The sequence below is a fragment of the Pseudoduganella rivuli genome (assembly GCF_009674485.1).
Lineage (GTDB): Bacteria > Pseudomonadota > Gammaproteobacteria > Burkholderiales > Burkholderiaceae_D > Rugamonas > Rugamonas rivuli_B.
Map to the genome: position 1 here is coordinate 337,006 of NZ_WKJJ01000003.1, position 14,118 is coordinate 351,123.

Here is a 14,118-nt window from a genome sequence, read left to right on the forward strand (position 1 = left end):
CACGCATGGCGGCTTTGCTGACGCAAAACCGCCCTATGGATTTTGGGTCCCAGACCGAGGGGCCGATTTACTGGCCCGGATTCGGCCCCTGCGCATGCACCGCATCGATGGCCGCCACCAAATCCGGTGGCAGCACCGTGCCATACGCATCGATGTTTTCCTTCAACTGCTCGATGGTGGTGGCGCCGATGATGGTGGAGGCGACGAACCAGCGCGTATAGCACCAGGCGAGCGCCATGCGCGCCGGTGTCATGCCGGCCGCGCGCGCCAGTTGGGCATAGCGTGCGGCCGCTGCGTACACGCCCGGCCGCACGTAGCGGGGACTCCAGTTGACCGGGAGGACCGTCAGGCGGCCATGGGCTTTCGGATTGTCCACGTATTTGCCGGACAACTGGCCGAACGCCAGCGGGCTGTAGGCCATCAGGCTGACGTTTTCCCGGTAACAGGTCTCATCCAGCAGCGACGTCTCGTAATGGCGCGCCGTCAGGTTGTACAGGTTCTGGATCGTCGCGATGCGCGGCAAGCCTTGTAATTCAGCCTGTTTGACGAATTCGCTGACACCCCACGACGTTTCATTCGATACGCCGACGTGGCCGATCTTGCCTTCGTCGACCAGTTTGCCCAGCGCCGCCAGCGTGTCTTCGATGGCGACGGACGCGCGCTCTTTTGCCGGGTCGAACACGGACGCGCCGAAGATCGGCACGTTGCGGCTGGGCCAGTGCAATTGGTATAAATCGATATGGTCGGTTTGCAGCCGCTTCAGGCTGGCCTCGACCGCGGCGCGCAAATTCGCTTCATCGAAGTTTTGTTTGCCGCCGCGTATCCACACCATGTTGGGATTCGGCCCGGCCGCTTTGGTCGCCAGCACCACGCGCGCGCGATTGCCTGGTTTCTTCAGCCAGGTGCCGATGTAGCGCTCCGTGTCGCCCTGCGTATGCGGGCCCGGCATCACGGGGTACATCTCCGCCGTGTCGATGAAATTGATGCCACGCCCGAGCGCATAATCGAGCTGGCGGTGCGCATCCGCTTCGCTGTTTTGCTCGCCGAAGGTCATGGTGCCGAGGCACACTTTGCTGACCTTCAGACCGCTGGTTCCGAGCGTGGTGTATTCCATGCTTATCCTTTGCGGATGGCGTCCGCGCAGTCGCGCACGAGCGCCGGGCCGGCATAAATCAGGCCGCTGTACAGCTGCACCAGCTGCGCGCCCGCGTCCATTTTGACCTTGGCGTCGGCCCCCTTCATGATGCCGCCCACGCCGATGATCGGCAGCGCATCGCCCAGTTCCGCTTTCAGCAGACGGATCACCTTGTTCGACAATTCAAACACGGGCGCGCCGGACAGGCCGCCCGCTTCCGCGCCATGCTGCATGCCTTCCACGGCCGCACGCGACAGCGTGGTGTTGGTGGCGATCACGCCATCGATGCGATGACGGACCAGGGCATCGGCAATGTTCTTGACCTGGTCGCCATCCATGTCCGGTGCGATCTTCAGGGCCAGCGGCACGTAGCGCTTGTGCTTGTCGGCCAGGCGCTGCTGCGCTTCCTTCAATTGCGACAGCAAGCCATCGAGTTCCGAACCGCCCTGCAACTGGCGCAGGTTTTTCGTGTTGGGCGACGAAATGTTGACCGTCACATAGCTGGCGTACGGGTACACCTTTTCCAGACAGTGCAGGTAATCGTCGGACGCGCGCTCGATCGGCGTATCGGCATTCTTGCCGATGTTCAGGCCCAGGATGCCTTCCTTGTTCTGGTAAAAGCGCGACGACTGCACGTTGGCGACAAACGCATCGACGCCGCCGTTATTGAACCCCATGCGGTTGATGATGCCTTGCGCGGCAGGCAGGCGGAACATGCGCGGCTTGGGATTGCCCGGCTGGGCGCGCGGCGTCACGGTGCCCACTTCGATCGAGCCGAAACCCAGGTCGGCCAGCGCATCGATATAAGCGCCATCCTTGTCCAGGCCCGCAGCCAGGCCCACCGGGTTCTTGAAGGTCAGGCCCATGACGGTGCGCGGATCGTCTTTCGGCTGGCACACGAAGGCGCGCGTCAGGCCCAGCGAGGCTGCGCGTTTCAGCGCCGGCAGGGTGAAATGGTGGGCGTCTTCCGCGTCCATGGAAAACAGCACGGGACGGGCGAGGGAATACAGGAATTTGTTGGACATGGAGGAGGCGGGAAAAATACGGGGAATAAAATTTGCCCGTATTTTACCCTGCGCCGCAACACCTACGCCGGCTACGTCCGTGGCATCACGTTCCAGTTACCTTTGATGCGCGCTTCCAGCGGCTGGAAGTTGATTTTGTAAGACATCTTCTGGCTGTCGTTGATCCAGTAACCCAGGTACACATACGGCAGTCCCAGTTCCTGGGCTTGTGTAATTTGCCACATGATGTTGTAGGTGCCGTATGACGCGCCCTGCACGTCCGGATCGAAGAACGTGTACACGGACGACAGGCCATCCGATAACACATCGATAATGGAAATCATGCGCAAGGTGCCATCCGGTTCGCGGAATTCCACCAGCCGCGTATTGACGCGGCTTTGCAACAGGAATTGCGCATACTGGTCTCGGCTGTCCTGGTCCATGCCGCCGCCCGCGTGGCGCGTGCTCTGGTAGCGCAAATACAGTTCGTAATGCTCGTCCGAGAATGACAACGTGGCCACGCCCGCCTGCAGGTTCCCGTGCTTCATCCACGCGCGGCGCTGGCCCCGCGTCGGCACGAATTGGCCGGCCACCACGCGCACGGGGATGCAAGCCTGGCAACCGTCGCAATAGGGGCGGTACGTGAAGATGCCGCTGCGGCGGAAGCCGTTGCGAACCAGTTCGGAATACACATCCGCATTGATCAGGTGAGACGGGGTGGCAACCTGCGAGCGGGCCTGGCGGTCATCCAGGTAGCTGCAAGGATAAGGCGCTGTCGTGTAAAACTGCAGCGTCGCAAAAGGCAGGTCATTCAAGTGGGTCATGCACGTATCCCATCATTGCCAGGTTCCGGGGGCCGGGCCTTCAGGCCGGGCAACCACATGTCAGTGAGTGGTCCTATCATAACGCGGCTTGATGGAATATGTGAAATGACATGAAGCATACTGTGGTGCAGCTAACGTTTCGCTTGTGCCCAGGTCAGCTCAGGCTGCGGGCGGATACGGCGGCAACGGTTGCCAGTCGCGAATGGCCGGCTGCGTGATGGCGTGGCGCAGGTGGGCAATGAAGTCGCTGCGCGGAATCGGGGCGGCGCCCAGCGATTTCAAATGGCTGGTCTCTTGCTGGCAATCGACCATTTCCACCCCGTTGGTCCGCAGGAAGTGCACCAGGTAAGCCAGCGCGATCTTGGACGCGTCCGGCACCCGCGCAAACATGGATTCGCCATAAAACATGCGGCCGATGCAGACGCCATAGGCGCCGCCCACCAGCTCACCGTCATGCCACAATTCGGACGAATGCGCGTAACCGAGGCGGTGCAAGCCGCTGTAGCCGGCAATGATGTCGTCGGAAATCCACGTGCCGGGCCCATCGCGCCGTGGCGCGGCACAACCGCGCATCACGTCTTCAAATGCACTGTCGAAGCGCACTTGCCACGGGCCGTGCTCGATCATGCTGCGCTGCACCTTGCGGATGGATTTTTTCAGGCTGTCGGAAACCTTGAAGCGGCTGGTCAGCAACACCATGCGCGGATCGGTGCTCCACCACAGGATGGGCTGGCCTTCGGAAAACCAGGGGAAGATGCCGCGCTGGTAAGCGGCCAGCAGCCGTGGCGGCGACAAGTCCGCGCCGGCCGCCAGCAGGCCGGGCGCGTCGGCCGTCAGCGCTTGGGAGACGTCAGGGAAGGGGGTGTGAGCATCCAGCCAGGGGATCATGTACTCAGCTGCCGCGCATCGGCTTGGAAATATCCATGGTGTGGAAGCCGTACGTGCCGCCGCTGGCGCGCATGCGGGCGCGGTCGGCAAAGAACAGTTCCAGGGTCGAGCGGATGGTGGGGAAGGCCAGGTCTTCCCAGGGAATCTGGTCTTCCGTGAACATTTGCACCTCCAGGCTTTCCTCGCCCGGCGCGAAATCCAGGTCGCGCAGCGTGGCCAGGTAAAACATGTGGACCTGGTGCACGCGCGCCACGTTCATCAGGGTGAACAGTGGACCCAGTTCGATATTCGCACCGGCCTCTTCGGACGTTTCTCGCAGGGCCGCTTCGGCCGTCGTTTCATTGTTTTCCATGAAACCGGCCGGCAAGGTCCAGTAGCCATAGCGCGGCTCGATGGCGCGCTTGCACAGCAACACTTGCAGTTGGCCATCCTGTTCCCATACCGGAATCGACCCCAGCACCATTTTGGGGTTCTGGTAATGAATGGTGGTGCACGACGTGCACACGTAGCGCGGCCGGTTATCGCCGGCTGGAATCATCAGCTCGACAGGGTGGGCGCATTCGGAACAGAATTTCATGGGTGGCGGAATTGATCAGGAACGTGAACTGTACTTTACACCCAATGTATGGGTGGCGCGAAGCGCGCGTCAGCGTTATGCACTTACCGTGCCAGATATATAAGTTCTATTGTTGGGCTTTTTGAGATTAATATTGCCTAAACCCTCCGGCTGGCCTATAATACATGCATCAGACGCGGGGTGGAGCAGTCTGGCAGCTCGTCGGGCTCATAACCCGAAGGTCACAGGTTCAAATCCTGTCCCCGCAACCAAATTCTAAAAGCCGCTGAATCGCAAGGTTCAGCGGCTTTTTCCATTTTGCGGCGCTACACCCATAAAAGTGCTTTTAAGGCAATCGTGCATATTTGTTAACAATGTACACTGAACTCCCGGGCTGCATCGGGCAGCCCTCTTCCAGGAGTTTCCCATGTCTCTACGCGTACGCCTGCCGGCACTGTTGCTGGCAATAATCTCTTCTGCCGCGGCCCATGCTGCCCCTCTGTATAAAGTCACCAGGCTGAGCGAGGCAGCCAGTTCCGCGTATGTCACGGACTTGAATAACGCCGGCCAGGCAATCGGCGCCGCCGGCGCCGGCCGCTACCTGTGGACGTCTACCGGTGCGACACGCCTGGATGACAATTTCAGTGCGTCAGGTATCAACCGGCATGGCGTGGTGGCCGGCACCCTGTTCGATACCAGCGGCTGGAATTATGAGGGGGTGACCTACCAGAACGGCACGTATACCCGGTTGGGGACCTTGACCCAGGAACCGCCGCAAAGCGCCGCAACCGCCATCAATGACAACGGTGTGGTTGTCGGCTGGTCCCGCTATGAAGACATGTTCAGCGGGCAGACCGTGCGTTTTGGTGCGAACGGACCCGTTTCCCTGCATTTGCCGCTTGATGCAGACTCGCCCACGGGCATCAACGCATCCGGCACCATCGTTGGCAAATACAACTATGAAGATCCGTTCGAGGCCATCTTCGTCCAGCGCACGTACCTGTACCAGAACGGGAAGCTGACCTCGCTGCCGCTGCTGGGGAATGATGATGTGATCGGCTCGGCCATCAACGATGCCAATACCGTGGTGGGCGCGATCACTTATTACGCTGGTGGATGGGCGCCATTCCTTTACGCGAACGGTGTCGTCACCCCGCTGGCCACCCCGGGCGGTGCATACGGCTGGGCCGACGACATCAACAATGCCGGCCAGGTAGTCGGCCGCTTTGGCGACACCTCCAATCTCGGGCATGCGTTCCTGTTCGACGGCGGCGCTTCCTATGACATCGACACCCTGCTGGCGCCGGGATCGGGGCTGACGATCAAGTCGGCCTCCGCCATCAATGACCTGGGGCAGATTGGCGGCGAGGGCTGCGATACGGCGGGCAACTGCTACGCTGTGCTGCTGAGCCCTGTCCCCGAACCAACTACCTGGGGCATGTGGCTGGCCGGTGTCGGGGTGATCGGTTGCCTGGCGCGGCGCAGGCATGCCGCCGGCTTGTCGGGCTGAACCAGTGGCGCGGATCAGACGCCTCCATGGCATGGCAAGTTGGCAACTTTTGCCGCCTTCCATTATGCTGGGGCCATGATCCGCCTCCTGTTCTTGTTCATGGCAGTAGTTGGCGCCGGCATGGCGCTGTCCGGCGACGACGCTTTGCCGGGCAGCCATCCCGCGCTGGCGCGGTTGCCTGCGCGCATGGTGTGGGCATGGGAGCGCCCGGAAGATTTGCGGTGGCTGCCGCCCGATATTGGCGTCGCTTATGTGGCGTCGTCCATCATGCTGCAGGGCGACGAGGCGCTGGTGCGGCCCCGCACGGCCGCGCTGCTGGTGCCGGACTATGCGGCCGTGGTGCCCGTGCTGCACGTGGATGTTTCGTGGCGCAAGCCGCCCAAGCTGACCGCCGCGCAGCAGGAACGGATCGTGCGCGAATTGTTGCGTGTGGCGCAGCGGGGCAACCGCCGCGTGGTGCAACTGGATTTCGAAGTGCGCCGCTCGCAGCGCCCTTTCCTTGGCCAGGTCATGGCCGATATCCGGCGCCGGCTGCCGCCCAATTTTGCGCTGTCGATGACGGCGCTGGCGTCGTGGTGCCTGGACGACCACTGGATGCCCGCCAGCCATGCCGATGAAGTGGTGCCGATGGCGTTCCGCATGGGCGACGGCGGCCAGGCGCTGCGTGCGCGCCTCGACGGTCACGGTTTTGCGCGGCCATACTGCCGCGCGGCGATGGGGCACGCCACCGACGAACCGGTGGTGCGCTCGTATGCGCCCCGCAATTACTATTTCTCCCCCAAACCGTGGACGGCGGAGCGCTGGCTGGCTGTCCAATCCAGGAGTCCTTCATGAAACGATTGTGGAAACGATCACTGATGGCCGGCCTGCTGGCCGTGATGGTTGCCTTGCCGCCTGTCGCCGGCGCCAGCGGCGGCGACGGTTTCAGCGCCAACCGCTTTGCGTCCGAATACCAGGTCGCGCCTGCGTTCCTGCAGCAATACGCGGGCGGCAACCTGGGCGTGGTGCCGGGCAGTTATTGGCGCGTGTTCCACTACATGGCGTACCAGGCCGCCAAGGGCAAGCCGCTGACGCCGCAGCAACTGGCCGCGCTGGAACTGAATGAATGGCGCATCGGCAAAGGCAGTACGTGGGATTACGCGTATGAAGCGGATTTGAACGGCAGCGGCACGTGGCTGAAGGAGCGCGCCGCGTATGCGAAGCAGTGGGGACTGCCGGTCGACATGAAGCTGGACGTGATGGGCGAGACGGACAATGCCAGTTACGTCAATTGCCACATCGATGCATTCAAGCAGGCGGCCGTGACGCTGAAAGCGCGCGCCACGCTGGGCGCGGGCGGCAAGCCGGACGCGTGGCACAAGGCATGGCTGCAAGGGCAGGATGCCGTGTTCGCCAATTGCGCGGAACCGCCGCACGAATATGGCAAGCCGTTGCCGAAGCGCGTCACGCAATTGCCGCCGGCGCCGCCGGCCAATGCGCCCGATTGGCTGAAGGCCGACTATGCGTACCAGTCCGGCGCCGCGCATTTTTATGCGCGCAATTTCGAGCAGGCGCGCAAGCAATTCCAGGCGGTCGCGCAAGATGGCAAGTCGCCCTGGAAAACCCTGGGTGCTTACCTCGCCGCGCGATGCCTGATCCGCAGCGCCACGCTCGATGACGATGCCAAGGGCAAGGTGGCCAAGCTGCAGCAGGCCCGCAAGGAACTGGAAGGGCTGGCGCCCGCGTTTGCACCGGCGCGCCACTTGCTGCCGCTGGTCGATGCCCGCATCGATCCACTGGCGCGCATTGCCACGTTGGCGCGGCAGCTGGACAGCGAGCCCTTCAATGCCGAGACGCCGCGCCTGCTCAGCGATTACCTGGTGTTGATGGACAAGCAGCCGCGCAGCGTCCTGCTGGCGGCAAAGGAACCGCTGACGGCGTGGATTGCCACCATGCAAGCCAATGTGCCGGCGGACGTGTACGAAGATCCGCACAGCAGCGAGGTGCGCGAACAGCGCAGGCATGCCCTCGATGGCTTGCACCAGCGCTGGCTGAAGGGCGGCGCCGGGGATCCGTTATGGCTGGCGCCACTGGTGTCGCTGGCCGCGCCGGGGGAATTGAGCGAGGCGGAGCGCAAGGCCGCGCAAGCCGTGCCGGCCAAACACCCGCTGTACCTGACGGTGCAATACCACCTGGCGCGCCTGGCGCTGGCGGAAAAGCAGGGCGCGCAGGCCGACAAGGATATCGACCGCTTGCTGGCCAGCCATGGCAAGGGCATGTCGATCGCCACGCACAACCGCTTCCTCGGCTTGAAAATGGCGTCGGCCGGTACGCTCGACGAATTCGTCAAGGCGGCGCAGCGCAAACCCGATGGCGTCGACAATGGCGAAGCCATCGATGCCAAGGCGGCCGAAGGCGATACGGATGAAGATTTTCCCCTGGCCGTGTTCCGGTACCTGGCGCTGCCTGAATTGAAAACGCTGCATGCGCATCCGCGCCTGCCGGCGCGGTGGAAAGCGCCATTGCAGGAAACCATGCTGGCGCGCGCGCTGATCCTCGGCGATGAAGCGACGGCGTTGCCGCTGATGGATGTCGTGGCCAAGGGCCGCAAGACCACCGAACATTTATACGCGCGCTACCGCAGCGCCAAGCCCGGTGAAGAGCGCAAGCTGGCCGGTGCATTGCTGCTGGTGAATACGCCGGAACTCAATCCGAAAGTGGTTGACGGCTTCGGTACCAGCCGCGACTGGGGTTGCGCCTATGGCGCGAAAAAGGATGAAGCGCCGCCGCCGGCCCAGCCGCCGCGCTACCTGAGCGCCGAACAGCTGGCGGCCGCCGCGCAGGAACAGCAGGCGCTATTGAAACTGCCGCTGCGCAGCGAATTCATGGCGCCGCCATTGCTGGCGTGGGCGAAAGGCAAGCCGGCCGATGACGAAGCGCCGAAAGCGCTGCATTTCCTGGTCGCGTCCACGCGCATGGAATGCCCGTATGGCACGGACAAGGAAGAAAAGGAGCAATTGCGCGGCCGCTATTCGAACGAAGCATTCCAGTTGCTGCACAAGAACTGGCCCGGCAACAAATGGGCGAAGGCGACCAAGTACCATTTCTGACGCCGCCATCCGCCGCTCAGCCGTTGCCGTCCCCCTTCGGCGACAGGCTGGCCCACAGGTGCGCCGCCGCCATGGTCCGGTGCGGCGCATAGCGTTGCAGGAATTGCTCGGTGCGGCGCATGTCCGGCTTGCTGTCTTCGCCCAGCAGCGCTTGCAGCGCGGCGCGGATCGCCACGTCGCCGTGCAGCGAGCAATCCGCATGACCGTAGCCGCGCAACAAGCCGTAATTGACGGTCCACGGGCCGATCCCTTTGACGGCCAGCAGCGCGTCGCTGATGGCGCCGATGGGATTGCGTTCGGAGACGACCAGGTCGAGTTCGCCGCCGTCGGCCATGCGGGCAAAGCGCAGCAGGGTTTCCGCCTTGGCGCGCGAAAATTTACGGGCCAGCAGCGCTTCCACGTCGAGCCGCGCGGCCGCGGCGGCATCGGGATAACACCACAAGCCGCTGCTGTGCCGGATATCGGCCAGCTGGATGAACGTGCGGCGCAGCGCGATGGCAAACGCCAGGTTGATTTGCTGGCCGATGATGGCCCACGTCAGCGCTTCGAATACCGTGGCCGACTGCACGATGCGCAAGCCGGGCTGGCGCTGTGCCAATGGACCCATGACGTCATCGCCCGCGGCCAGGTCCATGAATGGTTGCGGATCGATGCGCAAGCCCAGCACGTTGAGCAGGGCGTCCTCCACCGCGGCCTGGACCGCTGGTGTCATGCCGCCGTCGGCCTGCGCCATGCAGCGGGCCGACTGGCCGTCGAAGGCAATGTCCAGCAGCACCGGCGTGTTCGCCAGCACCACGGCCTTGCGCAAGCGCTGCGGCGTGACCTGTTCGGCAATCGCTTCCTGGTCGCGGCGGTGGAAGGTCAGGACATCACCCAGCCGGTAGCCGGCCGGCAGTGCAATGCGCCGCTCCATCACGCCGACTCCGCGCGGCGCGGCCAGCCGACATTCGGCTTGAAGCCCGTCACCAGCGCCGTGCCGGCAATCACGATGGCCGAACCGCCCAGCGTATGCCAGCCCACCGTCTCCCCGAGGAACAGCACGCCCCAGAGGATGCCGAACAGCGGACTGAGGAAAGTCACCGTCAGGGCCGACGTGGCGCCCACGTCGCGGATCAGCTTGTAGTAGATCAGGTACGCGATGCCGCTGCACAGCACGCCGAGCGCAAACGCGGCCGCCATGATGCCGGGCGTCGGCGTGCCGGGCGCCGGCATCAGCGGGACCAGCGGCAATGTCAGCAGCGCCGCTGCCCACATGCTGCCGTGCGCATTGGCGAACGGTTCGACCGCCTGCGCGGTTTTCGCATAGGTGCTGGCGATGCCATAGTTGAACGACGCCAGCAGCGCGGCGGCGATCGCCAGGCCGGCGCCGGCGCGTGCGGTCGTGTGATCCAGTCCCACCAGCAGCGCCACGCCACACGTGCCCAGCACCAGTCCCGCCAGCACGCGGCCGGATACCATCTGGCGCTGCCACACGGCGCCGATCAGCGCGCCCCACATGGGCGCGGTGGCGTTCAGCACCGACAGCACGGACGCCGGCAGGGTGCGCGCCGCGTACGCGAACAGCACGAAGGGAATGGCGGAATTGAACAGGCCGAGGATGAAGTAATGCTGCCAGTGCGTGCGCCAGCCCAGCGGCTTTTTCATGGCGAAGCCGACCACGGCCAGGAAGCCGGCCGCAAACACCAGCCGGTATTCGATCAGCACGGCCGGCCCGAGCACGGGGGCGGCGATGCGCATGAACAGGAAAGAGCCGCCCCAGATCGAGGCCAGCAGGATAAGACGCAGCAGGTTAGCGGTGCTCATGACGGGGTCCGGTATAGACAAGACCCCTATTGTGGCCGAGGCTGGAAATCTCTGCCAGCTCGCTTCTTGCTTTTAAACTTACGTGGCCTTAGCGCACCATGCACGTGCTGCCATTGTCGGACGGCGGCTGCGGGGCGGCGGCGTGGTTCACCTGCATGCTGGACGGGACGCCGTTTTTCACGGCCGTCATTTCCGCCAGGATGGAAATTGCGATTTCCGCCGGGGTCTTGCTGCCGATGTACAGGCCGATCGGACCGTGCAGGCGGTCCATCTGTTCCGGTGTGACGTCGAATTGCAGCAGGCGTTCGCGGCGCTTGGTATTGTTCAGGCGCGAACCGATCGCGCCCACATAAAACGCGTCGGACTTCAGCGCTTCCATCAGCGCCAGGTCGTCCAGCTTGGGATCGTGCGTCAGCGCCACCACGGCGCTGCGGTGGTCCAGTTTCATTTCCAGCACCAGGTCGTCCGGCATCGCGTGCACCAGTTGCACATTGTCGACATGCCAACCTTGCCGGTATTCTTCGCGCGGGTCGCACACCGTCACGTGGTATTCCATGGCGGTGGCGATTTGCGCCAGGAAGCGCGACAACTGCCCCGCGCCAATGATCAGCAGGCGCCAGCGCGGGCCATGCTGCGTCACCAGTTCATTGCCGACCCGCTCCAGGATATTGCCCGCCACGGCCGGCGCCAGCGTGACGGCGCCCGTGTCGAGATTCAAACGCCGCTCGACCAGGCGGCGCTGTTCCAGCATGTCCAGCAATTCCGCGATACGGCTGTGCGCGCCCAGCGGTTCCAGCGCCAGTTCGATGGTGCCGCCGCAGGGCAGGCCGAAGCGGTGCGCTTCGTCGGCCGTGATGCCATAGCTGACCACTTCCGGCTTGTCGCGCGTGATGCCATGGTCGCGTACGCGGGCAATCAAGTCGTCTTCGATGCAGCCGCCGGACACCGAACCCACCACCGTGCCATCGTCGCAAATGGCCAGGGTCGCACCGATCGGACGGGGGCTGGAGCCCCACGTTTTCATCACGGTGACGAGTTCGGCCTTGTGGCCGGCAGCGATCCAGGCGGCGCTGGTTTTCAGTACTTCGAGGTCTATGCTGTCCATCGCGAAACTATACACCGGCGCAGGAAGCCTTGCGCCGGTGCTTGCATATACCGGTCATCGGGCGGCCAACCCGTCACCACTGCGGCACCGAGGCCAGGTAGTCGAACGATGAACCGATGATGGTGGCGGCCAGCGTGTGGTGTTCCTCGCTGCCGGCCATCGATACCAGCAAGCCGGCGGCATCGATGGCTTTGCTGTCCAGCAGGCCGCTCCAGTATTGCAGCCCGGCCGCATCCGGTTCACGGTGCAGCGCCGTGCGGTACAGCGACGTGACCAGCGCGGCGCTGCCGGGTTGCTGGCCATGCTGGTCCTGGAATTCGCGGGATGCGACGATGTTGTGCGCCAGTTGCAATAGCGGCACCCCGTGGTCCGCATCCTTCAGCATCAGGCCCAGGACTGCCCTGTCGATATCGGTGGCCGGCGCCGAGCCCACCGCGGCCAGATACAGGCGGAACACATCGCCGCCGGTGCCTTCGACATCGTAGGCGATCCCGGTGGCGTTGCGGTGGTCCTGGGTAAATACGATGCGTTCGACACCGTCCAGTTTGTCGAGGTCGGCAGGATTCCGGCGGTCCATGACATAGAGGCTCCCGTCAACGCCGAACAGGACCGTATAGGGATTGTCATTGTCAAAGTCATAGCGGGCCGTGTCGGTGCCGGCGCCGCCATGCAGCGTGTCGGCGCCATAGCCGCCCTTGAATTCATCGTTGCCATCGCCACCGTACAGCACGTCGTTGCCGTTGAATCCTGCCATGTGGTCATGGTCCGAAGAGCCCCACAGGATGTCGTCAGCCAGTGTGCCGTCCAGGTGGCCCTCGCTGTTGTCGGTGATGCCTGCGCGGCCGCCGTCGGGCGACAGGTAGTTAAAGTTGGCGGCGGTCAACGCCGTGCGCTGCACCCCCTGCAGGATCATGACGTTATCGTAGCCGGCTGGGCCGGACGCGCCGTCCCGGTCGATTTGCAGCAGGGTATCCGCTCCCTGTTGTACCAGGCGCAATACGCCGTCCGCACCGAAGGGGTTACCTGCCGTGTAATCCGGCGGCATCATGCCACGTACGTCGATCGTATCGGCCGTGGCGCGGTCTGCGCCGGCAGTGAAGTCCGTAATGATCACTTGCGTCGGCAGGTATTCCGACTCAAAGAACAGCGGGGTGGCATAGGTGTCCCTGCCGGCGCCGCCCCGTACAGTCACGCCACCGGCGTCCGGGCGTCCCTGCACCTGGATGTAGTCATCTCCATCCCCGCCGTCGGCCAGCGCGGGGATGGACTCAGCCAGGGAGTGGCTGCCGAGGATGGTGATGAAATCGCTGCCGCTGCCGCCATACAATGTGCCGCCGCCGCCATACAGGTACAGATTGTCGTAGCCGTCATCGCCATGCAGGATGTCGTGTATCCCGCCGGCCGTTGTCAGCGTATCGTTGCCGTTGCCACCATGCAGTTCGTCATCCCCGGCATTGCCGTCGAGCGCGTCATTGCCGTCACCGCCATCGAGATAATCGTCGCCATTGCCCCCATACAGGGTGTCGGCGCCATCCTGGCCGAACAGGGCATCATCGCCGTCCATGCCATACAGCGTGTCGCCACGCGGCCCGCTGGCGCCGCCCAGCAAGACATCGTTGCCGGCATGGCCGTACAGCGCATCGTCGCCATCGCCCCCTTGCAGTAAATCCACACCGGTGCTGCCATGGATCGTGTCCGGACCGGCCGCGCCCGTCCACTGGATCTGCGCAGGCGCAGGCCGTTCTTCGACTTCGAAGAACGAGACGTACCTGCCGCCAGCGGGCAGGCCGGTATCTTCCTTCACGACGTCGCGGTCCAGTACCAGGTCGAAACGCGCACCGTAGTCCAGTGTCGCCGGCAAAGTCAGCGACAGCGTGGTGTCGCCAAAGATCAGGCTGGCGCTGTTGAAGGCGTATAGCAGCGTATTGCCGGGAGCCTGGCTGTAGATTTTGACCAGGCCTGTCCCCGGCGTAATGTGCTGGCCAAAGTCAAAGGTGATCACGCTGCCGTGGGCAATACCGCCTGGTTGCGGCACGGAAAGGAAATTGGGCATTGCGGCTCCATGCGATGGATGAAGCGCAATTATTGCTGATATTGCAATGCTGAGTTAGCGGCTGCGCCGGCCGTGGCAGCCGGCAAGGTGGCGATGCAATAATTTGAGGAAAAACAAGACGTTGTCACCAGCCAGTGTGCCGTCCGCTGGC

The 14,118-nt window shown here is 63.6% G+C and carries 12 protein-coding genes and 1 tRNA gene; 4 read left to right on the top strand and 9 right to left on the bottom strand.

Translation table 11 applies throughout. From position 1 onward, the window contains the following. Positions 1-67: 67 nt before the first annotated feature. From GJ700_RS06385 to GJ700_RS06405, 5 genes are all read right to left on the bottom strand, one after another. Positions 68-1,114, bottom strand: a complete 1,047-nt coding sequence (locus GJ700_RS06385; RefSeq protein ID WP_154371817.1) for an aldo/keto reductase — start codon at positions 1,112-1,114, stop codon at positions 68-70. A gap of 2 nt (positions 1,115-1,116) precedes the next feature. Next, positions 1,117-2,160, bottom strand: a complete 1,044-nt coding sequence (locus GJ700_RS06390) for a quinone-dependent dihydroorotate dehydrogenase (RefSeq protein WP_154371818.1) — start codon at positions 2,158-2,160, stop codon at positions 1,117-1,119. Positions 2,161-2,231: 71 nt separating this feature from the next. After that, positions 2,232-2,963, bottom strand: coding sequence for an arginyltransferase (locus GJ700_RS06395; protein WP_154371819.1), 732 nt, complete (start codon positions 2,961-2,963; stop codon positions 2,232-2,234). 159 nt (positions 2,964-3,122) lie between these two features. Next, positions 3,123-3,851: a leucyl/phenylalanyl-tRNA--protein transferase gene (gene aat / locus GJ700_RS06400; protein ID WP_154371820.1), complete on the bottom strand. Its 729-nt coding sequence runs from the start codon at positions 3,849-3,851 to the stop codon at positions 3,123-3,125. Positions 3,852-3,855: 4 nt separating this feature from the next. Next, positions 3,856-4,428 carry an NUDIX hydrolase gene (locus GJ700_RS06405; RefSeq protein WP_154371821.1) on the bottom strand — a complete coding sequence of 191 codons (573 nt, stop codon included), beginning with the start codon at positions 4,426-4,428 and terminating at the stop codon, positions 3,856-3,858. 174 nt (positions 4,429-4,602) lie between these two features. On the opposite strand from GJ700_RS06405, the gene GJ700_RS06410 reads away from it, so the two are divergent. The 4 genes from GJ700_RS06410 (at position 4,603) to GJ700_RS06425 (ending at position 9,006) form a co-directional block, all read left to right on the top strand. Further along, a tRNA-Met gene (locus tag GJ700_RS06410) sits at positions 4,603-4,679 on the top strand. A gap of 155 nt (positions 4,680-4,834) precedes the next feature. Continuing rightward, a complete protein-coding gene (locus tag GJ700_RS34935; RefSeq protein ID WP_195763804.1) occupies positions 4,835-5,917 on the top strand; it encodes a DUF3466 family protein in 1,083 nt (360 codons plus the stop codon). A 75-nt stretch (positions 5,918-5,992) separates the two neighbouring features. Continuing rightward, entirely contained in the window at positions 5,993-6,751 is a 759-nt protein-coding gene (locus GJ700_RS06420; protein WP_154371822.1) for a hypothetical protein, read from the top strand. Further along, the gene (locus tag GJ700_RS06425; RefSeq protein ID WP_154371823.1) at positions 6,748-9,006 is read left to right on the top strand and encodes a hypothetical protein; all 2,259 of its coding nucleotides are present in this window, start codon (positions 6,748-6,750) and stop codon (positions 9,004-9,006) included. Before GJ700_RS06420 ends, GJ700_RS06425 begins: the two co-directional genes overlap by 4 nt. 16 nt (positions 9,007-9,022) lie before the next feature. On the opposite strand, the gene GJ700_RS06430 is transcribed toward GJ700_RS06425, so the two are convergent. The 4 genes from GJ700_RS06430 to GJ700_RS36040 form a co-directional block, all read right to left on the bottom strand. Further along, positions 9,023-9,919, bottom strand: coding sequence for a DNA-3-methyladenine glycosylase family protein (locus tag GJ700_RS06430; protein ID WP_154372012.1), 897 nt, complete (start codon positions 9,917-9,919; stop codon positions 9,023-9,025). Continuing rightward, positions 9,919-10,809, bottom strand: coding sequence for a DMT family transporter (locus tag GJ700_RS06435; RefSeq protein ID WP_154371824.1), 891 nt, complete (start codon positions 10,807-10,809; stop codon positions 9,919-9,921). The genes GJ700_RS06430 and GJ700_RS06435 overlap by 1 nt, the downstream gene beginning before the upstream one ends. Positions 10,810-10,897: 88 nt before the next feature. Further along, positions 10,898-11,914 (bottom strand): XdhC family protein, encoded by a 1,017-nt coding sequence (locus GJ700_RS06440; RefSeq protein WP_154371825.1) that lies wholly within the window; start codon positions 11,912-11,914, stop codon positions 10,898-10,900. 73 nt (positions 11,915-11,987) lie between these two features. After that, a complete protein-coding gene (locus tag GJ700_RS36040; protein ID WP_154371826.1) occupies positions 11,988-13,967 on the bottom strand; it encodes a DUF4214 domain-containing protein in 1,980 nt (659 codons plus the stop codon). Between the last annotated feature and the right edge of the window lie 151 nt (positions 13,968-14,118).